Genomic DNA, 24,949 nt, shown 5'->3' with positions numbered 1-24,949 from the left:
ATTTTGCCTTAAGCCATCATCTGATTACGTTGTAACCTGCCGGCAACGGAACCCTGATCACGACGCGCAACACCGCCAACAACCGAACGCATGACATGAACCGGATCGCAAACATCATATGGACGGCCAGGCTGTGCGTAGCGTTGTTTCTGCTATCGGTTCTATTCAGCATTTTTCCGGATTTCGGCGCGCTGATCGATGCCGAGGAGTGGCTCGCCAACCACAGTTTTGACCCGGTGGTGGTGGCCTTTGCCACAGGCCTGCTCGTGGTTTTCCTGCTCTCGGCGGACGTCTGGCTGACGTTACGTATTGTGGTGGCGTTGTTCTGGATCGCCTGTCAGGGCCATAGCCTGCCCGACCATCTTGGCCTGACCGATGCCGCGCAATGGCTGGTTATCCACAGCGGCGATTCTATGCTGACGGCCTTTGCCGCCGGGCTGACGCTCGCGACGCTGGCCTCGCCAGGGCTGTGGCGGGCGGCATGGGCCCTGTTGCCTGCCCCGAGCCACAAAACAGCGCCCCCCGCGCACCGGCAGGAACCCACGGCCCCGGCGCATCAAGCACCCGCCCCATCCGAAACACCGGCCGATTGGGCGGCAGCTGAAACCGCTCTGGCCACCGCCGCCGCCGCCGAGCCCGAGCCATGGGATATTGAACCCGATACCACCACGGACGCGGCGGATGAGCCCAATATCACCACGCCGATCACACCCGTGCCGGAAGCTGCAACGCCTGTGCTGGTGGAAGATACGGCACCGGCCCACATCCAGACCGAAGCCGGTGTCTCGGAGCCGGATATTGCCCCTATCCTGCCAGCGGGCAGCGAACCCGTTCTGGACAACCACCTCTTGGCCGAGAGCCCGGTCAGCGAGACGCCCACCCAGGATTTAGGTCCCCAGACACAGGACGAGACCGCAGAAACCGCTGAATATGTCCTGCCGGACGAAACGGCGGCGGAACATAGCACAGAAATTGCGCCAGACGTCGCCCCCGTAGCTACGCCAGAGATCACGATCACGTCGGTTGTGGAAACCACACCGGCCCCCGTCGTGTTGGCGCCCGTTGATCTGGCGCCGGTGACGATCAAAACGGCCCCGGCCACACCTGCGCCCGAACCCTGGGAAATTGCCCCCACCGTCACGATTGAAGCCCCTGCACAACACCGCGTGGCGGAAACTATCGCCGAAGCGCCGCTGACCGCAGCAGAGGTCAAACCAGAACCCATCGCCACCCCAACCGTGGCAGGCGTTTCGAGCAGCGATGCCCTTGTGCTGCCCGCCAGTGCCGCCATCACGGAAACTACCCGCGTTACCCCCTACGCCGCCCCGCATCAGCCCACCCCACCGCCCGAAACACACCCTGTCGCGGCCGAGCCGTGGGAACTGGCCCCGACAGTGAGCGTCGAGGCCGAAACCGATCAGCCAGTGGACGATGCGGCACCAGATGACGATGCCACCCCATTACCAGCTGCAGAAGATACCACCTTACCGCCCCCGCCGCCGGAAGTGACCGTCGCCGCAAGTGTCGTATTAAGCAGCGCACAAGCTACCAAAGCCGAAATGATTCCGCTGGCCAAGCTGCCGGTTGGTGACGAGCAGAGCCCACCGCCATCCGAAACCGTGGCCGAACCGATGCCGGTGGCAAAGGCTGTATCGCAAACCATTACGGTAGCCGCTGCCCCGGAAGAGATTGCCACGATTCTGCCCGTAGCCCCGCCAGCCGCCACCGACCAGTCTGACGAGGATGCGGCGGATATTCTGCCCGACACAGCGGCCGAGGATGAACCGGCACCGGCACTGATCAGCCCCACCGAGGATTTGCCGGTTGCCGAGCAGGTGGCCGAACTTGAAAGCGATCTGCAGGCCGAGACAATTGCAGAGGAAGCTGACCTTACCGCCGATGCGGTCGAAACCGATCTGCCGGCCCCTGAACGCGATATCAGTGCCGAAGACGCTGCGACAGCAGCCAACGACGACCCGGCACTGCCTGTTACCGCCTTTGATGTTGAACCGTTGCCAGAACCGACACTGCTGCCCGACATGCCGCCGCCGACCCCGGCGCGCTATGACTATTGGGATGCGCAGCCCAGCTTTGAAACCTGGCAGGCCGCCTGGCTGTGGAATGCCTGGGAACCGCGCGAAGATGACCCGGTTGGCTCGCCCAGTACCGCACGCTATCTGCGGCTGGAGGAACATCTTGAAAAGGGCATGATCCGTCAGGTGACAGAAGCCAACGGGGGCTGGATGCATGCCCGCCTGCCGCGCCAAAATCTGATCGACTATGCCGTGGCCTGTGGCGAGCGGCCCAAATTCTTATTTCCCGAGGAACGCTCGTGGCTGGCCAGCCGCTTGCGGGTGCTGCAAAGCCGCGACGTACCCTTGCAGGAACTGGAAGGCTATCTGCCCTATAACGAGGTCAAGCTCGCCCTCTATAAGATCTTACGCATCATCAACAGCGAGGCCGTGGCCAAAGAAGTCAAAGCCTCGATGCGGCGCGGCATCTGCGAAGGCGTCGCCCGGCGGATCAGCGGTGACATCACTTATGGCTATGAGCGCATTCCGCGCCTGACCTGGCGGCGGCTCACCATCGACTGGCTCGGCAATGTCAGTGGCGGCGGGCATCGCTACAGCGGACTGATGGTCAAGTTCAAGGACGGCTATCTTGATCTGCCGCAAACACCGACATCTGCGGTGGCGGCCTATGACGCGATCAACAGCTATTTGCGCGAAGAGCCCGACAGCAAAACCAAGACCAACCTTTGAGCGGAAATCATTCGCCTACGGATTAACACCCGGCATCACCGCGCCGTTTTTTTGGCCGGTGGCGCTTTCTGCGGATTGTTGCTGGGGGCCTGTAATGCGTTCAGCGGACGGCCCTCGAATAAGCGGCGCAGGATACCCGGCGCCAGTACCGACAATGGATTAACGCTGATCGAGGGCTCCTCGACATTACCGCGCACAGTATAGCTCATGCCGAAGATCCCCTCGCCCTTTTTCGAGGTCAGCACATCGCCAAGAAGCGGGATCACGCCCAGCACACTGTTGAGGCCATAGAGCGGCACTAGCGTACCCTTCAGCGCAATCAGCCCCTGTGGCCGGTCGATATAGCCTTCACCGGTCAACCCAACAGCCGGACCGACCGCGCGCATCCCCTGAATAGAAATCACGTTATTGCGTGACGCAAACGGCATTTCCAGCATATCGACCGCAATGCCCTCGCCCTGCATCAGGTTGACCATGCCGCCAAGCGAACCTGCGGTGAACAACCGTGCCAGAAAGGGCTGATCAACGGCGATGAAATCTTTCATCACCAGCTTACCCTTGAAGTCCGGAGCGTTGCTGTCATGCGATGGCGGATCGGTGGCACGGCCGGGGAAAAACGCCGTCATATCGATTTTGCCACCGCGCAAACCGGCAACCCCGTAGAGCCCTTTGAGCAGCTGACCGGCATCGTCGACACGCACCGTGACGGTGCGGCCGGCAATATTCTGCGACAAAGAGCCTTGCAGTGTGGACTTACCCATGGTGCCAGCCAGATGCAGGCTCGCCAGCCGCGATCCATTGGTGGCAAAATCAACATCAAGCCCGTTCACCACCACGCCATTACGCAGCAGCACCTTATCGACCTTGGCAGCCAGCCGCAGACTGCTGGGCGTCTCATCCAACGTGCCGTCAGCCTCGTCACTGCCATGGCGCATCAGGCGCGAACCGTCGAACAGCCGCCCCTGCAGCTGAATGTCTGTCATTTGGGCCGTGTGGGTCAGGTTGAGCGCAAAATCGTTTTTCTGACCAATATGGAAAACCGGCATCTGCAGCACGGCCAGCGAGCCATCAGCCGCGAACTGGGTGTTGGCAACGACAGCAATGCCCTGACCGTTCAGCCGAAAGCTGGCGGCCACGGGTTGAGTGTGCGGTCCAAAAATCAGTCCCATATGGCCGGTGATGGCAAACCCGGCGGGCTTGGCAAGACCGATGGCGTCCACCGTCACCGTGGCCGGGGTCAGATCCAGATTAAGCTCGCCCTGACGGATAGCCCCCTTACTGCCGGTGAAGCTGCCCGACAGTGCAATCGGCCCATGGATATACCCATCCGTATGCAGACCAATGCTGCGCCGGGCCGCAGCATCCAAGGTTCCTTTAACCGCAATCCGCGTGCTGATTGGCTGCCTGCTGCGGAAATCTTCGGTCCAGTCTATAGCCAGCCGCCCAGGTGAGCCGCCAATCCCGGTGGCCCCCGTAGCATGCAGTTCGGTGTTGCTAACCGCGAAGCCGACTGTGCCATCGGTGAGTTTGAAATGTGGCCCCAGCACAAGGCCCATCCCCTTGGTCTCGACACCAACATCAATCTTGATCGCATCGACCGAAATATCATGGTGCAGCGGAATATCGAGCTTCAACGCCACTTGCGCCGCCCCAGAGGCTGCCGACGGCGCAATGCCAAACCGGGTCGGATAACCGAGCGGTTTCATGTCGATCAGCCTCAGTACATCGGCAACGCTGCCCTGCAGGCGGACATCGACTTTGCCGATCTGGGTGGGCGCATTGATATCAGGAACAAAGAACCGCCCGCCGGTGACCGCAATCGGCCCGATCTTCATCGACCGGACCATTATGGTGAAATCGGTCCCGGTCAGCACGGCGGTGCCTTGCGCCTCGGTGATTGGGGGCAACCCTTTGAGATAATCCGCCGTGGCATTCTCAATCGGAAACGACACTCTGACGGCATCATGGGGCAGCGGCATAGTTTCCGACATGCTGGCTGGCAGATGAATGGCAAAGCTAAGCGGCCCAATGCGCCCCGACGGCATACTGCGATCAACCCACGCCCGCGCGCCATGGGCCACCGTCTGCGGCCAATAACGCACCAGATCCCGCACGCTGAGTGCGGCCAGCGTACCGTCCATATCAATGGCCGGTGACGCCCCGGCAAAATTGACGTGGCCCACAGCTTGCAGCGCAAAAGGTGCCCCGCTGGATTTTAATTCGTTGATATCCAGTTGCTGACTTTGGCCCTGCCAGACCGCTTTTAACGTCGCCGCACCGAAGCTGACCGGTGCGCCATACAGCCCCGGCAGATCGGCAGCCAGGCCATCGGCCCGCACATCGCCATCGATACGGGCGATGCTGCCATCGGGATTTTTAAGGATCTGCGCCATCGCCTGCAGGTGTCCCTGCATGCGATCGGCATCCATGCGGGCATCGCGGATGCGCAGCTGATGCGTGGCCCCGTCATAGCGGGCATTAAGCGACAGCTTACGCACCTGTACCGGCACCTGCACCGATGGCAGCTTCATCTGGCCATGCGCGACGAGGCTGGCGTCGGCCCACAGCAGATGGCCTGACTGACTGGCAAAATGGGCTGTGACGTCGGAGGCAAGCGTCGCATGGCGCAACAAGGCAAACCGCGTATTGGTGGCCAGCGCGGACAATTGCAGCCCTTTGACCGTTACGTCACCTCTGGAAGGGGCCACCCCCTTGGGCAAATAAATATTGGCCGACAACTGTGCCGGTTGACCACCCACCGCCAGCGCCACCTTCATATGCAGATCAAGATCGCCGGGCGACTTGGAGGGATGGTTGAGGCGCAATTCGGCCTCGGAGGCGGCAACCTTTAGCCCCGTCACTTCATCGACAATCACCAGATTGGCCCGGCGCACGGCAAAGCGCTTCAGACTGGTTTCTTCGCCGGGGGTGGAAAAGCGTTCGCGCAACCGGTCGAGCAAGGCATCGTCATTGCCCAGACGCCAGCGCCCCGCTTTGGTGTGGACCACGGTCAGTCGGGCACCGACCAGCGCGACACGCTGCACCGCAAAGCGGCCTTCAAAAAGGGGGGCCAGCGCCAGATCAATATAGGCTTTGGGGGCCTGAACAATAGGGGTGTTGTCGGTCTCACGCAGATTGGTGCCGAGCACCGCCAGTGTCACCCCTCCCTCTTCGCGAGCCCATTCGACCTCTACCCGGTCATAGGTCATACTGAGACCGGGAGGCAGCGCATCGGCCAGCGCGCCCGAGACGGCGCTGGCAAACGGCCCGAGCGAGACAGGCCCGAACAACAGCCGGGCCCAGGCGGCAATCAGAAAGAACAGGGTTGCAGCAACAAAGCCCCACAGGCCGTGGCAAAACACGCAATAGGGCCGCGACGTGAAATGCCGCTTCAGCGGGACGCACCATTGCCGGAGCGGCCATCGCGGCAACCGCCAGCGCTGTAACGGATTCCCCGGCAAAGCTTTACGCCTCAATGATTTCGGATGTCTTTCATGGCTGATCTTGCCCTTATATACCAGTAAAAGCTCGGTATAGATTTTCTACGGCTGCATATACATAAAGTTGCAGGACGGCACCTGACAAATCCAGAAGCGCAATAAATTAAGTTAAAAGTTGAACCACTATTCGTAAAGATGACAGCTTCGGAAATAACCGCACCACTCAACTATTAATAATTGGCGGGTAAAACCCGCTCTTTTCAACACCATTTTATGCAAACACGTCAGAATTGTCCGGCTTATGCTTGATTAAGCCCACACAATTGGGTGAAATGCCGCCCGGGTGGAATGGGATGCATTACGCAGTCCGAGGGGAAGTCTGAACATGACACAGACGCTCGTTGAGTATGTGAGGGCGTGGCTGCACGAAACCTTCCCGGAACGTCAGATCTATATCCGCAGCGAAGGCCATGTGCAGTTTTTATCGTTCGGACCACTGCTGCAGGCGGTGCTGGCGTCCTGTACCGTACTGTTTTTGGGTTGGGTTGCATTTTCCTCGGTCAACGTGATTTTCAAGGACCGCATAATTTCCGCCAAGGAAAAACGCTTTCACCAAATGCAGGCGAGCTATGAAGACCGCGTCGCCGGCCTGCAACTGTCCTATGACGAGGTCAACAGTGCTCTGGTTGCCTCGCAAGATCGCTTCAAAATGACGGCGGGCGAGCTGGAAGCCAAACAGAATGCCATTCTGCGCTTTCTGGGGCGTAAGCAGCAGGTCGATTCAGCCCTGGCTGGCAGCGCCCGCAACGTTCTGTCTTCGGGCGATAACAATGGCAGCGCTGGCAATGGCGCGCCGACCAATCTCGACAGCGACAATTATGTCTTGCCGGCCCCACCGCCTTCCAGTGCACCCGCCGGCCAGCAGCCCAAGGTACGCAAGGCGAGCTTTCTGAATTTTGGTGGCACCGTCGACCGTTGGGCCGGCGCATTCTTTGGCCACCGTCGCACCCAAACCATTACCCCCGCCACCGTGGCCCGCCACCCAGCTTTACGACAGCTGGCCAGTGAAACCGACCGGGTCCAGCGCATAGGCGTGGAAGAAACCCAGCTGATGGTACTGGCGCAGGGTGAAGCCGCCGGTGGCGTGCGGCAAATTCAGACCCTGTTACGCCGGGCCGGCATCAGCGCAGATCAGTATATTGCCCGCGTCGATGCCCGTCGGGGCATGGGCGGACCAGAGATCCCGATTGATCCTGACCGGGCGCCGGGCGTCAGTGACCCCACCTTCCAGAACGCCTATGGCAAAGCCTATGCGACGCTGGATCAGCTCAACCAGTATCTGGCCGGGCTGTATCACATTCCGCTCACCACCCCGGTGGTGGGCAGCCAGTTTGAAAACTCCAGCCCATTCGGTGCCCGCACCGACCCAATCACTGGCCGCTACGCCTTTCACCCCGGCATGGATTTTTCCGGCCCTTACGGTTCGCTGATCCGCGCCACCGCCCCCGGTGTGGTGGCGGGTGCTGGCATGAATGGGGCCTATGGCAACATGGTCGATATCAATCACGGCTACGGGATTCACACAAAATACGGACATCTTGCCGCGATTTTGGTGCATGTCGGATCACGGGTTGAAAAAGGCACGCCAATCGGCAAATTGGGTTCAACGGGACGCAGCACCGGACCACACGTCCATTACGAAGTGTGGTACGATGGTACTTTGAGAAATCCACGTAACTTTATCGAGGCAGGGCGTTATGTTCTCAAACAAGGGTAAGGATAAGGAAACCGCTGTCGCGGCAACGGTCGTACCGGTTGGCCAAGGCAAGCGCCTGGTGCGCAGCTCGGCGGCACCGTCGATCATCAGCGCGGATCTGGTGGTTACCGGCACGCTGTCTTCGGCCGGGGACATCCAGATCGACGGCCGCATCGAAGGCGATGTGCGCAGCGCGGGCCTTGTTATTGGTGAAAAGGCCTTTATCCACGGCGATATCGTCGCCGAAGAAGTGACCATCCGTGGCCGGGTCGAGGGCAGCATCTGCGCCCACAAGATTTTACTGGCCAATACCTGCCATGTTGAAGGCAACATCGTGCACGAAGCCTTTGCGGTCGAAACCGGCGCCTTCTTCGAGGGCAATTGCCGCCATTCCGAAAATCCGCTTGGCATCGAAGACAAGACGGTGCTGGCCAATGACGAGGCTGAGGCCGATCCGGCCGACGCCCCCACCGTGGTGCCGCCGCCACTGACCCCGGTCAATGGAGCCAGCTATACTGCGCTGAAAGCGTAACCATCATTTCCAGTGCACCGCGGGCTTGGGGCGCGGATGCTGTTGGGCATAAAAAAACCGCCACATCGGGCGGTTTTTTGTTGGCATATCGTATGGCTTATTCGAGGTCAGCGATCGGCTCGATCTTCTTGCCGCCCAGCGAAGCGGCCAGCGCCGCCGCCATGAAGGGATCAAGTTCGCCATCCAGCACATCCTGCGGCAGGCGGCTTTCCACCCCGGTGCGCAAATCCTTCACCATCTGATAGGGCTGCAACACATAGGAGCGGATCTGATGCCCCCAGCCGATATCGGACTTTTCACCGACAAAGGCACCGGTTTCGTCCTGTTTGCGCTTGAGCTCGATTTCATAGAGACGCGAACGCAGCATGTCCCAGCAGATGGCGCGGTTCTGATGCTGCGAGCGCTGGGTCTGGCTCGACACCACAATGCCCGACGGCATGTGGGTGATACGCACCGCGCTTTCCGTTTTGTTGACGTGCTGACCGCCTGCGCCTGAAGCGCGATAGACGTCGATGCGGCAGTCTTTTTCGTCAATCGCCACTTCAATGGTCTGGTCGATCACCGGATAGACCGTGACCGAGGAAAAGCTGGTGTGGCGGCGGGCATTGGCGTCAAACGGAGAAATGCGCACCAGACGATGCACACCGACCTCGGTTTTGAGCCAGCCATAGGCGTTTTCGCCTTTGACCAGAATGGTCGCCGATTTGATACCGGCGGCTTCGCCTTCACTCTCTTCAAGATAATCGACCTTGTAGCCCTTGCGCTCGGCCCAGCGGGTGTACATGCGCAGCAACATCGAAGCCCAGTCTTGGCTTTCGGTGCCACCAGCCCCGGCGTGGATTTCGAGATAGGTATCGTTGCCATCGGCTTCACCCGATAGCATCGATTGCAGGCGCTGCTCATCAGCATGCTTACGCAGGATGGCGACCGAATTTTCGGCATCCTCCAGCACATGGGTGTCGCCTTCAGCTTCAGCCATTTCGATCAGACCGCGGGTATCATCCAGCTCGGACTGAATTTTCCGCAGCGATCCGATATTGGCTTCCAGCTTCTGACGCTCGCGCATCAGCTTCTGCGCCAGGACCGAATCGTTCCACAGCGCAGGGTCTTCGGATTTGGCGTTTAATTCGTCGAGGCGACGAAGCGCATTATCCCAGTCAAAGATGCCTCCTCAGCAGGGCGATGGCCTGCTCGATGTCGGCTAAAGCACGTTCGGTATCCGGACGCATGGTCAAAGTTCCTCTGTTAGCGTCGGCTATACTGGCCAGCGCGGGCGCCGTAAAGGCCGGCGCCAGAAAGACATTAAGGCTTTAAGAACGGCGGCGAATCACCAGCGCCAGCGCCACGGCCAGCGTCGGGATCAGACCGGCCACGAAAGCCGCGCCCGTCACTACCGTCGCCTGATAGGTGATGGTGGCCAGAATCTCGTTCGGCCCCTGGGTCAGAATGGTCAGATCGAGCCCGTTTACCGCCAGATTACACAGCACTGCCACCAGCGGGGCGACGCTTAGGGCATCGAGCAGGCGGCGCAAACCACCGGCGGTGGGGGCAAAGCGCTCGCGTGCCAGAATGGTACCGCTGTGCAATGCCAGCCCGTAAAACAGGATGAACAGAAAATCGAAGCCAACGATAAAGCCCGCCAGGGCCGCATCCATCTGGCTTTGCCAGCGATCCAGAATAAAACGGACCGCCGGGCCGGTCGAAGCCAGTTGCAGATCGATCAGCCCTGCCCCGGTCTTGGCTTTCAGCGTGCCATCGACCAGTTCGAGCAGGGCAAAACAGATCACAGCCCCCGCACCACCCCATTTCAGGCGCGATTGCAGGGTTTTCTGGCTCAATGTGATTTTTGGCAGCATGGCAAACTCGTTACGGATCAGACGAAAGCGTTGAAACGCAGGAACACCCCCTTGGTACCCCGTCAGAGTGTATTTTGGCAAATCAATCCCCAACCGCCCGCAACAACGCCACGAAATGAAACGCCCGGCAGGGAAAATTCCTGCCGGGCGTCAGCGCCCATTGCGCTTCATTGACAGTGTCGGGAGGGGAGGCCGACACAATCGACGAAAGGGATGTCCGACTCGCGAGCGGGGGGGGGCAGTGCTTGTCGGACTCATGTACCCGTTCGTGAATTGAATATAGGCACAGAAGACACACTGTTCAAGTTTTTTATGCGAAAACGACTAAAGTGAGTTATTTTTAATGACTGTGCTAATTATAACACGAATTAAATACGCGTAATCCGATTATAGATTCGTTTACGCAGCACTAGCGTGCAACACTCGCAGCAAAAGCATTAAAAATCGCCCGCGAAGCCGGTGTTTCCGCCCAGCGCCACTCTGGATGCCACTGCACACCCAGCACAAAGCCGGGCGCATCCGGCATCGATACCGCTTCAATCTGACCATCCGAAGCACGCGCCTCGACGCTGAGCGCCCCGGCCAGGCGGTCCACCCCCTGACCGTGCAGGGAATTGACGGTGAACGTTTTCGGCAACCCCATCCTGGCCAACAAGCCACCCTCTTCCAGCATCACCTCGTGAACTGGCGCAAATTTGGTCTCCATCGGCTTTTCCAGCGAGGCACGGTGGTCTAGCCGCCCCGGCACCTTGTGCACCGACTGATGCAGCGTGCCGCCAAGGGCGACATTCAGCTCCTGAAACCCGCGGCAAATGCTCAGAACCGGCTTGCCCGAAGCGATCACCGCCTTGAGCAGGGGTAGCGTCAGCCCGTCCCGCGCCGGATCGCCCAGACTTTTCGGATTGGTCAGCACCGCGCCATAGCGGGCGGGATGAACATTGGAAATGCCCCCCGGGAAAATGAACCCATCCAGCGATTCGACCACATCGTCGGGATCAAGCGGATCGGTCAGCGCCGGAATGAGCAATGGCAGATGCGGCCCACATTCCCGCGCCGCCCGCACCGCCCATTCATGCACCGCCTGATCGACACCAACACAAGAAGGCGACGTACGGTTACAGATCAAACCAATCCGAAAGAGCTTTTTACGCATTTTACCGGCTAACACTCACTTTGGAGGATTTGCCTGCGGCGGCGTGGCAGGGGCGGGCTGTTTTTTTGGCAGCGCGAAAACACCGGCCGCGATGACCGCACCGGTTTCAACCTGATCAAGCGCAATGGTTGTGGTTCCACCCTGCGGATCAGTCACAACCCATTGCCGGAGCTCGATACCGGGCGAAGAAAACATAAAATTCAGGTTCGAAGTATAACGTAGCCGGCTGGTACGGGCGCGCAGCGTGATGGTGCCGGGCTCGGCCTTAACCGCCATCACCATCTGGCCATGACGCAAGTCGATCTTGTCGCCCAGAAAGAAGGAAAAGGGCGTTTCTGACACCGGATAGCGATCCACCGTGTTAAGCCGTTTGTTGGCCACCGCAATGGTCTGGCCGTCAGCAACAATCAGCAGGGGGGACGGCGCATCATACTCGAAACGCACCTTGCCCGGCCGCTGGAGGTAGAACGTGCCGCGATCAATCTGCCCCTGCGGCCCGATCTGGGTGAAACGCCCCTTCATGCTATGTACGCCGTTAAGATAGGCGCTGACCCGATCCAGCGTCTCGCCATCCGCCTTGGAAAACTGCACCCGCGGCGGGGTTTGCGCCTGCTGGCCCGCACCGCCAAGGCCCAAAAGCAGGGGAACGCTGACCAACAGTGGAGATATTGCACGGACGAGGATTTTTTTGGTGATATGCATTGCGGCTCGTATCGTTAAAGGAGCGGCGGCGCTATGAAGGCCGTCATAAGATCAAGATAGTCGTTGCAGATTAAGGGTCAACCAAACACCATACCGCCCAGACGGCCAGGCCCACGAAAAACATGACGCAAAACGTAGAAAAAAACCGTTACGATAAAATCGGCGTGATCGGTGCGGGGGCCTGGGGCACCGCGCTGGCACTGACCGCAGCACGAGCCGGGCGCACCGTCACCTTGTGGGCGCGCGAGCCGGAGCTGGCCGCCGCCATGGCGAAAAGCCACGAGAACGCCCGCTTTCTACCCGGCATCACCTTGCCCCCGACCATCACGCCGACCAGCGATCTGGCGGAAGCAGCCCGGGCCGACGCATTGTTGCTGGTCAGCCCGGCGCAGCACTTACGCAGCATGTTGCAGGCCCTTACGACGGTGACCGCCGAAGGGGTGCCGCTGGCGCTGTGTGCCAAGGGCATCGAACTGGGCAGCGGCCGGCTTCTGACCGAAATCTTAAGCGAAACCGCGCCAAACTTTATCCCTGCGGTGCTGTCCGGCCCCTCGTTTGCCGCTGATTCGGCCCGCGAGCTGCCCACCGCCGTCACCATCGCCGCCCCCCCTGCGGTGGCCGAAGGATTACAGGCCGCGTTAAGCCATGCCGCCTTCCGCCCCTATGTCAGCGACGACATCATCGGCGTGGCTTTGGGCGGGGCCGCCAAAAATGTCTACGCCATCGCGTCAGGCATTGTGGATGGTTTAGGCCTGGGCGAAAGCGCTCGCGCGGCACTGATTGCCCGCTCGTTTGCCGAACTGCGCCGACTGGGCGAGGCCCTGGGGGCCCGCCCGGAAACCCTGATGGGGCTGTCGGGCTTAGGCGATCTGGTACTAACCGCCACCAGCCCGCAATCGCGCAATTATAGCTTTGGCATCGGTATCGGTCAGGGTAAGCGGCCACAGGATCTCAGCGCCCCCGGCGCGCCACTGGCTGAAGGTGCAGCCACGGCCCCGGCACTGCTCATCCGCGCCAAGACGGAAGGGATCGAACTGCCCGTTGCAGACGCGGTTGCCCAACTGCTCGACGGTACACTCCCCCTATCCGAAGCAGTGATGCGGCTGATGAGCCGGCCACTGAAATCCGAATAACTCCATCCCCTTTAGGAGGCCCATCATGCTGTTCGCGTTTATCGGCATCGACAAAAAAGACGGCGCCAAGATCCGCACCGCCAAGGTGACCCAGCACCTCGATTATCTGCGCAGCATCGGCAAGGTGAAGCTGGCAGGCCCCTTCCTCAATGAAAAGGGCGATATGACAGGCAGCCTGATTGTGCTGGAAGCCGCCAGCCGCGGCGAAGCCCAGGCCTGGATTAATGAAGAGCCGTTCCATAAAGCCGGTCTGTTTGAAAAGACCGAACTGCATCCCTGGTTCTCGGTGATGAACAGCTTAGAACGCGCTTAAAAAAACAATTCGGAACATAAAAAAGGCCGGGGTTACCCGGCCTTTTTCTTTCATCCGAAACTGTCTTACTGTCCACCACCAGAGGCTGGTTGCGCCACCACGACATCGGTGTCGATCGCCGCATCCCCGCCACTGTTAGCACTGCCACCACTGCTGGGCGGTGCAGCCCCGGCAGGGGCCGCCGCCGCGGGGGCCGCATCGCCACCAGCACCAGCCACACCGGTCTCGGCCGCTGGCATCGGGGTATCGGCGTCATCGGGCACTGCACGCACCTGATACAGCGACAACCCATCAGAACGTTCGACGCTGTAGATCGGCAGACAATCGTGGTTCTTAAGATCCTTGCACTTCAGATCCACCGTGACGGTATATTTTTCACCATCGGCGCTAGCCTCGCAGCTTTTGCGGTCGGCCACATCGGTGCGTTTGGCGCTGCCATCCTGAGTGGCATTGGTTGGGATCGTGCCATAGTCACGGGCGCGCTGTACCGCCACCTTGCAGATGGCATGTCCGCTCGGACCGAACAGACCGCCGAAAATCAGCAGTGCCGCAACACCGGCCACCACGACGACACCGCCGCCAGCCCAAATCCACTTATACGCCTTAATCGAGGCTCCGAGCCGGGAACCCACTCTGGAAATCGCTGACACGGGGCAAATTCCTTTCAGTGCCATAAAAAAGACGAACGGCGAAACAACAGCGCCCAAAGCCGATTGACCTAAAAGCAATCAGCTTAAGAACGATCATGGGGGCATTCATATCGCCCTTATGCCTGCGCTTCCAGCCCCCAAAACACATCTATAGCAAAGCAAAACCCCGCCGAGGCTTCCCGGCGGGGTTTACGTTACAGCTGGAAAGCAGACGGCTTAGCTTTTCAGCGCTGTCAGCACCTCTTCCAGCATTTTCTTGGCATCACCGAACAACATCCGGTTGTTTTCTTTATAGAACAGCGGATTGTCAATGCCGGCATAGCCCGACGCCATCGAACGCTTCATCACCACCGAGGTTTTGGCCTTCCACACTTCCATCACCGGCATGCCGGCGATGGGGCTGGTGGGATCTTCCTGTGCCGCAGGGTTGACGATATCGTTGGCTCCAATGACCATTGTCACATCAGTTTCGGGGAAGTCCTCGTTGATTTCGTCCATCTCCATGACGATGTCGTAAGGCACTTTAGCTTCGGCCAGCAGCACATTCATGTGCCCCGGCATACGTCCCGCCACCGGATGAATGGCAAAGCGCACCTTGATGCCGCGGGCCCTGAGCGCCTCGGTGATTTGAAACACCGTATGCTGAGCCTGCGCCACCGCCATGCCATAGCCCGGCACAATAATAACCGACTGGGCGTTTTTCAGCAGTTCGGCGGTATCGGCAGCGCTGATTGGGGTGACTTCCCCCTCAGGCTCGCCTTCGGCTTTCTTGGCCACCGCCCCGCCACCGGTACCAAAACCACCAGCAATCACGCTGAGGAAATGGCGGTTCATCGCCCGACACATGATGTAGGACAGAATCGCCCCCGACGAGCCGACCAGCGCGCCGGTAACGATCAGAAGGTCATTCGACAGCATGAAACCGGTCGCCGCCGCTGCCCAGCCCGAATAGCTGTTCAGCATGGAAACCACCACTGGCATATCCGCGCCGCCGATCGCCATCACCATATGGATGCCGAACAAAATCGCGATCACCGTCATCGCCACCAGCGGTGCCATGCCGCCGCCATGACCACCCTGCAGGAACCAGCCGCCCAACACGACCACCAGCACCAGGGCGATCAGGTTAAAGAAATGGCGCCCCGGCAGCAGCAGCGGCTTACCGCCGATACGACCCGACAGCTTACCGAACGCAATCACCGAGCCGGAGAAGGTCACCGCACCGATCAAAATACCGATATAGATCTCTATCTCGTGGATGGTCTGTGCCGCTGCGGCTTCCGAAGCCGAATTGGTCAGAACATCAAGCGGCGTCGGATCGATGAAGCTGGCAAAGCCAATGGTGCAGGCGGCAAAGCCGACCAGCGAATGCATGATGGCGACCAGCTCGGGCATCTGGGTCATCTTGACGGTGCGGGCGGCATAGAGACCGATCGAGCCCCCCACCACCAACGCCGCCAGAATATAGCCGTAGCCTGCCGGGGTTACATGCGGACCAAACACCGTGGCCAGCACCGCCAGCGCCATGCCGATGATGCCATACCAGTTGCCACGGCGGGAGGTTTCCGGGTTCGACAGCCCGCCAAGGCTGAGGATGAACAATATGGTGGCCCCAATGTAGGAGACCATTTGCAAACCTTGTGACATTTCGCGGTCTCCTTATTTGTTGAACATCAGCAGCATGCGGCGTGTTACGGCGAAACCGCCGAACATGTTGATCGCAGTCAGCGCAATGCCGACCACGGCCAGGACCAGGATCAGCTCGGGCCGTGCCGTACCGGCAACGGGGGGCGGGGCGATCTGGATCAAGGCGCCGATGGTGATGATGGAGGAGATCGCGTTGGTCACGCTCATCAGCGGGGTGTGCAACGCCGCCTTGACGTTCCAAACCACCATGTAACCGACGAAGCAGGCCAGCACGAAGACTGTGAAATGGCCCAGGAAGACCGCCGGAGCAAAAGCCCCGATCAGGGCAAACAGCGCCACCGCAACACCAAACAGCACAACCGTGCCGCCGATGCCTGCTTTCTTGGGCTCTTCCGCCGGAGCCGGAGCTGCGGCTTTGGGCGCGACCTTGGGGGCTGCCGACAATTTTGGTGCCGGCGGCGGCCAGGTAATGGTGCCGTCTTTGATAACGGTCGCGCCGCGAATGACCTCGTCTTCCATATTGACGTGGATCTGACCGTCTTTGGTTTTGCACAGCTCTTCGGTCAGGCGCAGCAGATTGGTGGCGTATAGCTGCGACGACTGCTTGGACAGACGCGACGGCAGATCGGTGTAGCCAATAATGGTTACGCCATGCTTGACCACAATCTTGCCCGGCTCGGTCAGGGCGCAGTTACCGCCCTGCTCGGCCGCCATATCGACGATCACCGACCCCGGCTGCATCGATTCGACCATCTCGGCCGTGATCAGCTTGGGCGCAGGTTTGCCCGGAATAAGGGCCGTGGTGATGATGATATCGACTTCTTTGGCCTGTTTGGCGAACACCGCCGACTGGGCTTTGAGGAAGCCTTCACTCATCACCTTGGCGTAACCGCCAACACCGGTGCCTTCTTCCTGATAATCGACCGGGACGAATTCCGCGCCCATCGATTTGACCTGATCGGCCACTTCCGGACGGGTATCATTGGCCCGCACGATGGCGCCCAGCCCCGAAGCCGCCCCAATGGCGGCGAGCCCAGCAACACCAGCACCGATAATGAAGACTTTGGCCGGGGGCACCTTGCCCGCAGCTGTGATCTGACCGGTAAAGAAGCGGCCAAACTGATTGGCCGCCTCAATCACCGCACGATAACCGCCGATGTTAGCCATGGACGATAGAGCGTCCATCTTCTGGGCGCGCGACATGCGCGGCACCGAATCCATCGCCAGCACGGTGCCTTTACGGGCGGCCAGGGCCTGCATCAGCTCAGGATGCTGGGCGGGCCAAACAAAACTGATGAGGGTAGCCCCCTCTTTCAGCTTGTTTACCTCATCGGCTTCGGGTGCGCGCACCTTGAAGACGATATCCGCCTCCGACCACAGGCTTGCCGCATCCGGGGCGATTTTCGCCCCCGCTGCTGCATAAGCCGCGTCATAGAAGCTTGCTGCATCGCCAGCCCCGCTTTGCACCGTTACGGCAAAACCGAGTTTGACGAGCTTTTCCACCACCTCAGGCGTCGACGCTACGCGCTTTTCGCCGGAGAAGGATTCTTTTGGGATTCCAATTGTTTGAGACATTTCCACTCACTGCTTAGCTTATTTATATTTAGTCTAAGGAGAAGACGCAACAAGAGCGGTCGATAGGAATCTATTTTTATTATGAGATGCAGAAACTGTAGATGAAGAAAGCTAACAAGATAAAACCGGCACAGAATGCCAGCCATTTCAGAATGCCGGTGAAAGCTCGCCACGTCCGAAGTTGTTCGCTGATATCCATCATGCGAGCCTTCCGCGATGACCGCTAATGCGGTCAATACCTCTACCGGTCCCAGAGGTATTGGACATAACGCAAAGATTTCTGCGGCGCAACGCATTGTGCGCTTTCCTTACAACACAAACCGACAGACAACACCAAAGGGTTGATCTTTTATTCATAACAATCAATGATACGTGTATAAAGACAGCGTTGTCTGCATAGCCCGGGACAATGATCTGCTCTTAAATGGTTTTTTACCTTGTATCACTAACGTGGTAAAAAAACCGGGAAGGGTACTATGGACGAGATACTGATAAACAATACACAGCCACCAAAGCGGGCGACTGCGGGCGAATTACCCCCAGCAGTTGCGCCGTACCGGATTGAACTGACCAATGCGTCAGGACACATCCGCAAGTTAGACGAGCTTGAGGCGGAAATTATCCGTAATGCGATTACCCGCTACGGCGGGCATCTGTCAGAAACGGCGCGTCGATTAGGGCTTGGCCGTTCCACCCTGTACCGCAAACTCAAAGAATACCGCATGGAAGGCATCGGCACGGCCAGTAACTGATGGCCAAACTGATAGCCGAATTCACACCCTGCACGCGAGAAAAGCCCATGGCCACCCAACAAGGATGGCCATCGGCAGCGTGGGCGGTTAGCCGCCGTAAGATGTGAAGCCTATTCGATCATGCCGAGCGCGCGCTTGTACAATTCAAGCATGGCTTCCTGTTCCTGGAAGTCCGCCTTGTCCAATTTGCGTAAGCGCACCACTTGCCGCATGATTTTGGTGTCGAAACCGTTACCCTTGGCTTCGGCGTAAACCTCACGCATATCCTCGGACAACGCGCTACGCTCTTCCTCGAGCCGTTCGATGCGTTCGATGTAAGAACGAAGCTGTTCTTCGGCGAATGCGGCTTTCGTCATAACCCTTGAAACCTCGTTTCATGCGTTGCCGTCCGGGCGATGCCCGGCACCGCAAGCAGATTTAGGCGGCTCGGGGCGCAATGGCAACGCCGTAAGCGGCCACCGGCTGTGAGTCTTTTGCCCGCCAGCCACCCAAACCGCGCCACCCCGTGACCAAAAAGAAGGGGCGCCCACTGGGGCGCCCCAATTTGTAAGAGAGAATAGGTCCGTGAAATTACCGCACGGTTTCGCCGTGGAGGTTGATGTCGAGACCCTCGACTTCGACTTCCGGCGAGACGCGAAGACCAATGGTCACGTCGATCAACTTCAGGATGATAAAGGACACGATACCGCAATAGACGAATGTCGCGGCGACATCCTCGAACTGCAGCACCATCTGATGGATGTTGCCATCATAGAGCCAACCCTTGGCCGCCGGATTAATGGCGTTCGAGGCCAGCATACCGGTCATGATGGCACCCAGCGCCCCACCAACACCATGCACGCCCCAGGCATCCAGCGAATCATCATAACCGATCCACTTTTTGACCCAGACCGAAGAGATATAGCAGACGATACCGACAGTCACGCCGATGATCAGCGCGCCAGTCGGATCAACGAAGCCCGATGCCGGGGTAATGGCGACCAGACCTGCCACCGCGCCGGAAATCATGCCCAGCACGGACGGCTTCTTGTTAACAATCCATTCAATGCACATCCAGGAGATCGCCGCCGTGCCAGTGGCAATCTGGGTCGCAACCGCGGCCATACCGGCGTTGAAACCAGCAGAAACCGCCGAACCAGCGTTAAAGCCGAACCAGCCAACCCACAGCAGCGACGCACCAATGACCGACAGGGTCAGGTTGTGCGGCGCCATGTTTTCCGAGCCGTAACCAATACGGGGACCGAGCACCAGGCAGGTGACCAACGCGGCCGTACCGGCGTTCAGATGGACGACCGAACCACCGGCATAGTCGAGCGCACCGGCCGCACCGAGCCAGCCGCCACCCCAGACCCAATGGGCAATCGGGCAATAGACGAAAATCAGCCACAGCCCCATGAACCACATGAAGGCCGAGAACTTCATCCGGTCAGCCAGCGCGCCGCAAATCAGCGCCGGGGTGATAATGGCGAAGGTCATCTGGAAGAACATATAGACCGACTCAGGAATGGTCGGGGCCAGCGGATTGATCGCCGTCAGCGTCATCGGCTTGAGGAACAGATAGCTGAAGTCGCCGATGTAGGGGTTAGTGCCCTTGAAGGCCAGCGAATAGCCGACCACCGTCCACAATACGGTCAGAAGTGCCGTGGCGCCAAAGCTTTGCGCCATCGTGGCCAAAACGTTCTTCTTGCGCACCATGCCGCCGTAGAACAGGGCAAGGGCCGGGACCGTCATCAACAGCACCAGGGCCGACGAGGTAATCATCCAGGCGGTGTCGCCGGAATCGATCTTGGGCGTGGCAGCCAGCGCGGCACCCGCACATGCCATCAGGGCACCGGCACCGGCCAGAGCCAGGCGTGACAATCGTTTTAAAGCCGTACGTCTCATAAGCAGTTTCCCCTATTTTGCGTTCAAACGCTGATCCGGCGCTAGTGGCCGATCACGCTCACAATGCATCGCCATCCGTTTCGCCGGTCCGGATGCGGACGACTTGTGACAGCGCAGTAACGAAAATCTTGCCATCGCCAATCTGGCCGGTTTTAGCCTTCGAGGTGATGGCTTCGATCACGGCGTCCGCCAATTCGGATTTGACAGCCACTTCGATCTTAAGCTTAGGCAGAAAGCTCACGGCATACTCCGCGCCGCGATAAATCTCGGTATGCCCCTTTTGGCGCCCGTACCCCTTCACTTCGGTCACCGTCATACCTTGCACGCCAAGCGCAGACAGGGCTTCACGCACCTCGTCCAGCTTGAATGGTTTGATGATCGCCATGATCAATTTCATCGGTATTCCCCGTTGTTTTGGCCGATTTATCTATCATCAAGAAACGTGCCGGTTGGACGCATTTGGTTAACTCGTTGAACTGTCTGGTTTTTGTGCAAATTGGCGCAGCACATCGCCTGACGCGCAGACAATAAAGTGCTCATAAACTGTGCTAAGCTAAAAAATAGCACAATTTTTATGCATAAAACAGATGTATAATGTTAATGTGCTACCTGAAATAGTTTTGCAGATTAAAATCATACCAGCATCTGCCCAGCGCAAGGCATTCAGGTTAAGGATATCGCCACCGATAGCGCATAACGTGTTCCAAGCGAACAACTTTCTATTTAAACGTGAATGCCTTAAGCTTTACACCTAGGAATCGGGAGACGATCGCCTTGACCGAATTCGCGACCACGAGTGATGGGCTGAACATCGCCTATGAGACGATGGGGCGCGGTGCACCCGTGCTACTTCTGCACGGCTACGCCTCGAGTATCGAACAAAATTGGCATGGCACCGGCTGGCTTTATACCCTGGCGCAAGCCAGTCGTCAGGCAGTGGCACTGGATTTTCGCGGCCATGGCAAAAGCGATAAACCGCACGATCCGGCCGCCTATGGCGAACATATGATGGCCGACATTCTGGCCGTGATCGATACGCTGTCCCTGCACGAGGTGGATATCGTCGGCTATTCGATGGGGGCATCACTGGCCCTGTTAATGGCCCATCACCACCCCGAACGTCTGCGCCGTATTGTTCTAGCCGGGGTTGGTTCGCATTATTTCGACAAACCCTTGCCGGTGGATAGCATCGCCAACGCCCTCGACCGCGACACCGAAGAAAGCGGACTGGCACAAAATTTCCGCCTGTTCGCCTCGCAACCCGGCAAAGATAAAAAAGCACTGGCGGCCTGCATCCGCGCACTACCGCCCCGACTGCCGCGCGAAACCTTACGCACCATCAACCACCCCATATTGGTGGTGTGTGGCGAGCGGGACGAGGTTGCCGGCTCTCCCACCCCCTTATCGTCGGCGTTTCGCTTTGCCCGCCCACTGTCACTGCCCCGGCGCGATCACATGACCGCCGTCGGGGACCTGACCGCCAAGCAACAGATCTGCGAATTTCTTAACAGTTAAAAAAGCCGCTGAAATGCGGTCATGGCCGCCGCAGGGTCCGCCTTGGTGACCACAGCCGAAATGGCGCACACCATGTCGGCCCCGGCTGCGATGACCGATGGCGCATTGGCCAGCGAGATTCCACCAATCGCCACCAGCGGCAAACCTAGATCGGCGGATTTAATCTGCTCCAGCAGCGTAAGGCCCGCCGCCGGTCCGGCATCATGTTTGGTTGCCGTGGCAAAAATCGGCGAGACACCGAGATAATCGGCCCCCGTCCCGGCCGCCAGGCGCGCCTCGGCCAGATCATGCACTGTCAAACCGATGATTTTATCGGGCCCTAGCAAGCGGCGCGCCGGGCCAATCGGCATATCGTCCTGGCCCAGATGCACACCATCCGCCCCAACCGCCAGCGCGATATCGACCCGGTCGTTGACCACAAAGGCCGTTGCACTGCCCCGGCACAACGCGTTGAGGGCCCGCGCCTCGTCATAGAGCAGACGGGTGTCAGCGGCCTTACAGCGATACTGCACCACCGGCACCCCGGCAGACACGGCGTCGGCCACATCTGCCGGATTGCCCGCACGGCTTAAAGCCCTGTCGGTGATGAAATAATAGCCGTTCAGGCGAACAGGCATTCTTCCACTTTCTGGGTTTCGGCCAGAGCCGCCGGCCCGAGCCAGAACACCTTATCAAACAAGGACATCTTGAAGGCCATCGGGGTGGGCGCGACATGTACCGCCTGCTCGGCGGCAATTTCATAGGCCAGCAAACCACTAACCGCCGCTTTAACCGGATCAGGCTCGACCGCCGCGAAACAACCAATGGCCGTGGCCGCCATGCAACCGGTACCAACGACCAGGGCCATCACCGCCTCGCCATTGGCGATGCGATAGGTCCGGGTGCCATCGGTAACAATATCGACCGCACCGGTGACCACCACAGTAGCGGCCTTAGCCTTGGCCAGCTGCGACGCCAGCGTGGCGATATCGCCATCAACGCTGCCGGAATCAACACCCTTGGTCTTGGCCGCGGCACCGGCAACGCTGGCGATTTCAGATGCATTGCCTTTAATAATGTCGATATGGGTTTCGGCCAGAAGACGTGCCACCGTGCGGTCACGATAGGCGGTAGCGCCGGCCCCACACACATCCAGCACCACCGGTATGCCTTTGGCATTGGCTGCCTTTGCCGCCAGCGTCATGGCCGTGATCTGGCTTTCCTGTAACGTGCCGATATTCAGCACCAGCGCCGACGCCAGCGCCGCCATATCGGCGGCTTCTTCGGGGGCCGACGCCATCACAGGTGATGCACCAAACGATTTGGCCAGCTGGGCACAATCATAAATCGTCACCACATTGGTGATGTGGTGGATCAGTGGGCTGGTCGCCCGAATTTTTTTGAGCAGGTCGTAAGGCTCGAAACCTTCCCGCATCATACACATCCTTTCACATACCCGAAAAACACTCGGGGGCTTAATTTTGCAGCTTAATTTTAAGGCGTACACGCCTTAATCGGCCAGGCCGGATCGACCGACACAGCCGTATTGGCATAGGCCAGGAGCGCGGCCTGGCGGGCCCCGGATTTGTGGTTTGTTTCCAGTAAACCCAGCGCTGTCGCCGCTTTGGCCGACGCACCGGAGCAGAACACCGGGACGTCCTGCACACGGCGCAATTCCGCCGCCGAGGCCAAATTGGTTTTGAACAGATTGTAACCTGCCATCCCGGCAGGACCCTTCACCCGACGAAACATTGACAGAAGACGGGCATCGGTAACACGCAAAACGGGGCCGTAACTGGTCTGCAGCTGGTTATAATCCTTACGGGCAGCCTCGCCGCAGGTCAGCGCAGCATCCATCAGTTCCTGCTGCAGCGCGGTCAACTGCATGATGGACAGCTCGACCTGCGAGGCACACAGCGCCGGAGCATGCGCTTTGCCCACGACATGCACTTTTCCCGCAGCCTGCGACAGATTCGCTACCATAACGAGAGACACGCATCCGGTGAGTAATTTTCTTATCCTCAAAAGGCTATTCCTTTACTGAACACACCGCGTCGGCCGTTGCCGCTTTGCCATTATGTCGAAACCATTTGATCGACGCGGCACCAGCGCTCTTTTCCGCGCCCGCCGCATCCTGTATTGCATCGCGAGTGGGGCAGATGCGCCCCGAAGATGCAACTAGGATTCGGAACCATGTCGTATAAAGTCGCCGTTGTCGGCGCCACCGGCAATGTCGGTCGCGAAATGTTGAGCATTCTGGCGGAACGCCAGTTTCCCGTCAGCGAAGTGGTGGCCCTGGCTTCTACCAGGTCTATCGGAACGAATGTTTCTTTCGGCGACAAGACGCTCAAGGTTAAAGCGCTTGATTATTACGACTTTACCGGCACGGACATTGTTCTGATGAGCGCAGGCGGTTCGGTTTCCAAGGAATGGTCGCCCAAGATCGCCGCACAAGGTGCGATTGTCATCGACAATTCCTCGACCTGGCGCATGGACCGTCAGGTGCCGCTGATCGTGCCGGAAGTTAACGCCGACGCCGTCAAGGACATTAAGAAAGGCATCATCGCCAATCCGAACTGCTCGACCGCCCAACTGGTCGTGGCCTTAAAGCCGTTGCATGACTATGCCCAGATCAAGCGCGTGGTGGTTTCGACCTATCAGTCCGTCTCCGGTGCCGGTAAGGCCGGGATGGACGAGCTGTTCAGTCAGAGCCGTGCCATTTTTGTTTCCGATCCGATTGAATCGAAGAAGTTCACCAAACGCATCGCGTTCAACGTCATCCCGCATATCGACGTCTTCATGGATGACAATTACACCAAAGAAGAATGGAAGATGACGGTTGAGGTCCAGAAGATCCTTGATCCCGATATCCAGCTCACCGCCACCTGCGTGCGCGTACCGGTGTTCATCAGCCATTCCGAGGCGGTCAATATCGAATTTGAACGTCCGATCAGCCCGGCCAAGGCGCGCGAAATCCTGCGTGAAGCCCCCGGCTGCCTCGTCGTCGATAAGCCAGAAGATGGCGGCTATATCACCCCAATCGAAACCGCCGGAGAAGACGCCACCTACATCAGCCGCATCCGCAAGGACCCGACGGTTGAGTATGGCCTGAACCTGTGGTGCGTTTCGGATAACCTGCGCAAGGGCGCAGCGCTGAACGCGGTGCAGATCGCCGAAGTGCTGCTCAATCGCGGCATGTTGCCCAAGAAGGGCTGATCCAAAGGCGGATCGCCGTTAGTTTTTTTTCTGAAAATGGCGGAGTCCCCCTCCGCCATTTTTGTTTTGCCTCTTGTATTTCGA

At 59.0% G+C, this 24,949-nt stretch carries 23 protein-coding genes; 8 read left to right on the top strand and 15 right to left on the bottom strand.

Annotated elements, in window-relative coordinates:
* The first annotated feature begins 95 nt into the window (after positions 1 to 95).
* A complete protein-coding gene (locus ACZ5RI_RS03310) occupies positions 96 to 2,762 on the top strand; it encodes a hypothetical protein (RefSeq protein ID WP_464514687.1) in 2,667 nt (888 codons plus the stop codon).
* Between the two features lie 35 nt (positions 2,763 to 2,797).
* Here the strand turns inward: ACZ5RI_RS03310 and ACZ5RI_RS03305 are convergent, their stop codons facing one another.
* Positions 2,798 to 6,223 (bottom strand): YhdP family protein, encoded by a 3,426-nt coding sequence (locus ACZ5RI_RS03305; RefSeq protein WP_464514686.1) that lies wholly within the window; start codon positions 6,221 to 6,223, stop codon positions 2,798 to 2,800.
* Between the two features lie 364 nt (positions 6,224 to 6,587).
* Here ACZ5RI_RS03305 and ACZ5RI_RS03300 point away from each other — a divergent pair, with 364 nt between their 5' ends.
* Together ACZ5RI_RS03300 and ACZ5RI_RS03295 are read left to right on the top strand one after the other, a co-directional pair.
* Complete coding sequence (locus tag ACZ5RI_RS03300) at positions 6,588 to 7,979, top strand: M23 family metallopeptidase (RefSeq protein WP_464514685.1); 1,392 nt, start codon at positions 6,588 to 6,590, stop codon at positions 7,977 to 7,979.
* On the top strand, positions 7,960 to 8,490 hold the full coding sequence (locus ACZ5RI_RS03295) for a bactofilin family protein (RefSeq protein ID WP_464514684.1): 531 nt from the start codon (positions 7,960 to 7,962) through the stop codon (positions 8,488 to 8,490). Before ACZ5RI_RS03300 ends, ACZ5RI_RS03295 begins: the two co-directional genes overlap by 20 nt.
* A 97-nt stretch (positions 8,491 to 8,587) precedes the next feature.
* On the opposite strand, the gene prfB is transcribed toward ACZ5RI_RS03295, so the two are convergent.
* From prfB to ACZ5RI_RS03275, 4 genes are all read right to left on the bottom strand, one after another.
* A protein-coding gene (prfB, locus tag ACZ5RI_RS03290) for a peptide chain release factor 2 (protein WP_464514683.1) occupies positions 8,588 to 9,719 on the bottom strand; the annotation gives its coding sequence in 2 pieces (ribosomal slippage) (positions 8,588 to 9,649 and positions 9,651 to 9,719; 1,131 coding nt in all).
* Positions 9,720 to 9,800: 81 nt separating this feature from the next.
* The gene (locus ACZ5RI_RS03285) at positions 9,801 to 10,346 is read right to left on the bottom strand and encodes a hypothetical protein (RefSeq protein ID WP_464514682.1); all 546 of its coding nucleotides are present in this window, start codon (positions 10,344 to 10,346) and stop codon (positions 9,801 to 9,803) included.
* A gap of 409 nt (positions 10,347 to 10,755) precedes the next feature.
* Positions 10,756 to 11,499 carry a gamma-glutamyl-gamma-aminobutyrate hydrolase family protein gene (locus ACZ5RI_RS03280; RefSeq protein ID WP_464514681.1) on the bottom strand — a complete coding sequence of 248 codons (744 nt, stop codon included), beginning with the start codon at positions 11,497 to 11,499 and terminating at the stop codon, positions 10,756 to 10,758.
* A gap of 15 nt (positions 11,500 to 11,514) precedes the next feature.
* Positions 11,515 to 12,201: a LolA family protein gene (locus ACZ5RI_RS03275; protein WP_464514680.1), complete on the bottom strand. Its 687-nt coding sequence runs from the start codon at positions 12,199 to 12,201 to the stop codon at positions 11,515 to 11,517.
* Between the two features lie 122 nt (positions 12,202 to 12,323).
* Here ACZ5RI_RS03275 and ACZ5RI_RS03270 point away from each other — a divergent pair, with 122 nt between their 5' ends.
* Positions 12,324 to 13,334 carry an NAD(P)H-dependent glycerol-3-phosphate dehydrogenase gene (locus tag ACZ5RI_RS03270; RefSeq protein ID WP_464514679.1) on the top strand — a complete coding sequence of 337 codons (1,011 nt, stop codon included), beginning with the start codon at positions 12,324 to 12,326 and terminating at the stop codon, positions 13,332 to 13,334.
* A gap of 25 nt (positions 13,335 to 13,359) precedes the next feature.
* Positions 13,360 to 13,647: a YciI family protein gene (locus ACZ5RI_RS03265; RefSeq protein WP_464514678.1), complete on the top strand. Its 288-nt coding sequence runs from the start codon at positions 13,360 to 13,362 to the stop codon at positions 13,645 to 13,647.
* A gap of 65 nt (positions 13,648 to 13,712) precedes the next feature.
* Here the strand turns inward: ACZ5RI_RS03265 and ACZ5RI_RS03260 are convergent, their stop codons facing one another.
* The 4 genes from ACZ5RI_RS03260 to ACZ5RI_RS03245 form a co-directional block, all read right to left on the bottom strand.
* A complete protein-coding gene (locus ACZ5RI_RS03260) occupies positions 13,713 to 14,297 on the bottom strand; it encodes a hypothetical protein (RefSeq protein WP_464514677.1) in 585 nt (194 codons plus the stop codon).
* Positions 14,298 to 14,513: 216 nt separating this feature from the next.
* Positions 14,514 to 15,944 carry a Re/Si-specific NAD(P)(+) transhydrogenase subunit beta gene (pntB, locus tag ACZ5RI_RS03255; protein ID WP_464514676.1) on the bottom strand — a complete coding sequence of 477 codons (1,431 nt, stop codon included), beginning with the start codon at positions 15,942 to 15,944 and terminating at the stop codon, positions 14,514 to 14,516.
* A 12-nt stretch (positions 15,945 to 15,956) separates the two neighbouring features.
* On the bottom strand, positions 15,957 to 17,519 hold the full coding sequence (locus ACZ5RI_RS03250; RefSeq protein WP_464514675.1) for a Re/Si-specific NAD(P)(+) transhydrogenase subunit alpha: 1,563 nt from the start codon (positions 17,517 to 17,519) through the stop codon (positions 15,957 to 15,959).
* 79 nt (positions 17,520 to 17,598) lie between these two features.
* Complete coding sequence (locus ACZ5RI_RS03245; RefSeq protein WP_464515538.1) at positions 17,599 to 17,718, bottom strand: aa3-type cytochrome c oxidase subunit IV; 120 nt, start codon at positions 17,716 to 17,718, stop codon at positions 17,599 to 17,601.
* Positions 17,719 to 17,995: 277 nt separating this feature from the next.
* Between ACZ5RI_RS03245 and ACZ5RI_RS03240 the strand changes: the two genes are divergently transcribed.
* On the top strand, positions 17,996 to 18,271 hold the full coding sequence (locus tag ACZ5RI_RS03240; protein WP_464514674.1) for a helix-turn-helix domain-containing protein: 276 nt from the start codon (positions 17,996 to 17,998) through the stop codon (positions 18,269 to 18,271).
* Between the two features lie 110 nt (positions 18,272 to 18,381).
* Here the strand turns inward: ACZ5RI_RS03240 and ACZ5RI_RS03235 are convergent, their stop codons facing one another.
* From ACZ5RI_RS03235 to ACZ5RI_RS03225, 3 genes are all read right to left on the bottom strand, one after another.
* Positions 18,382 to 18,627 carry a DUF2312 domain-containing protein gene (locus tag ACZ5RI_RS03235; protein ID WP_464514673.1) on the bottom strand — a complete coding sequence of 82 codons (246 nt, stop codon included), beginning with the start codon at positions 18,625 to 18,627 and terminating at the stop codon, positions 18,382 to 18,384.
* A 214-nt stretch (positions 18,628 to 18,841) separates the two neighbouring features.
* Entirely contained in the window at positions 18,842 to 20,155 is a 1,314-nt protein-coding gene (locus ACZ5RI_RS03230) for an ammonium transporter (protein ID WP_464514672.1), read from the bottom strand.
* A gap of 58 nt (positions 20,156 to 20,213) precedes the next feature.
* Positions 20,214 to 20,552, bottom strand: a complete 339-nt coding sequence (locus tag ACZ5RI_RS03225) for a P-II family nitrogen regulator (RefSeq protein ID WP_464514671.1) — start codon at positions 20,550 to 20,552, stop codon at positions 20,214 to 20,216.
* A gap of 377 nt (positions 20,553 to 20,929) precedes the next feature.
* On the opposite strand from ACZ5RI_RS03225, the gene ACZ5RI_RS03220 reads away from it, so the two are divergent.
* Positions 20,930 to 21,670 (top strand): alpha/beta fold hydrolase, encoded by a 741-nt coding sequence (locus tag ACZ5RI_RS03220; protein ID WP_464514670.1) that lies wholly within the window; start codon positions 20,930 to 20,932, stop codon positions 21,668 to 21,670.
* Here the strand turns inward: ACZ5RI_RS03220 and thiE are convergent.
* From thiE to ACZ5RI_RS03205, 3 genes are read right to left on the bottom strand one after another with little or no spacing between them, the layout of a single operon-like run.
* Positions 21,667 to 22,287 (bottom strand): thiamine phosphate synthase, encoded by a 621-nt coding sequence (gene thiE, locus ACZ5RI_RS03215; RefSeq protein ID WP_464514669.1) that lies wholly within the window; start codon positions 22,285 to 22,287, stop codon positions 21,667 to 21,669. The genes ACZ5RI_RS03220 and thiE overlap by 4 nt on opposite strands.
* Positions 22,272 to 23,087, bottom strand: a complete 816-nt coding sequence (thiM, locus tag ACZ5RI_RS03210) for a hydroxyethylthiazole kinase (protein WP_464514668.1) — start codon at positions 23,085 to 23,087, stop codon at positions 22,272 to 22,274. Before thiM ends, thiE begins: the two co-directional genes overlap by 16 nt.
* A gap of 56 nt (positions 23,088 to 23,143) precedes the next feature.
* Entirely contained in the window at positions 23,144 to 23,632 is a 489-nt protein-coding gene (locus ACZ5RI_RS03205; RefSeq protein ID WP_464514667.1) for a hypothetical protein, read from the bottom strand.
* Between the two features lie 210 nt (positions 23,633 to 23,842).
* Here ACZ5RI_RS03205 and ACZ5RI_RS03200 point away from each other — a divergent pair, with 210 nt between their 5' ends.
* A complete protein-coding gene (locus ACZ5RI_RS03200; RefSeq protein WP_464514666.1) occupies positions 23,843 to 24,865 on the top strand; it encodes an aspartate-semialdehyde dehydrogenase in 1,023 nt (340 codons plus the stop codon).
* Positions 24,866 to 24,949 lie beyond the last annotated feature (84 nt).

The organism is Micropepsis pineolensis (assembly GCF_055392125.1).
This window is presented reverse-complemented; position numbering and strand designations above follow the sequence as displayed.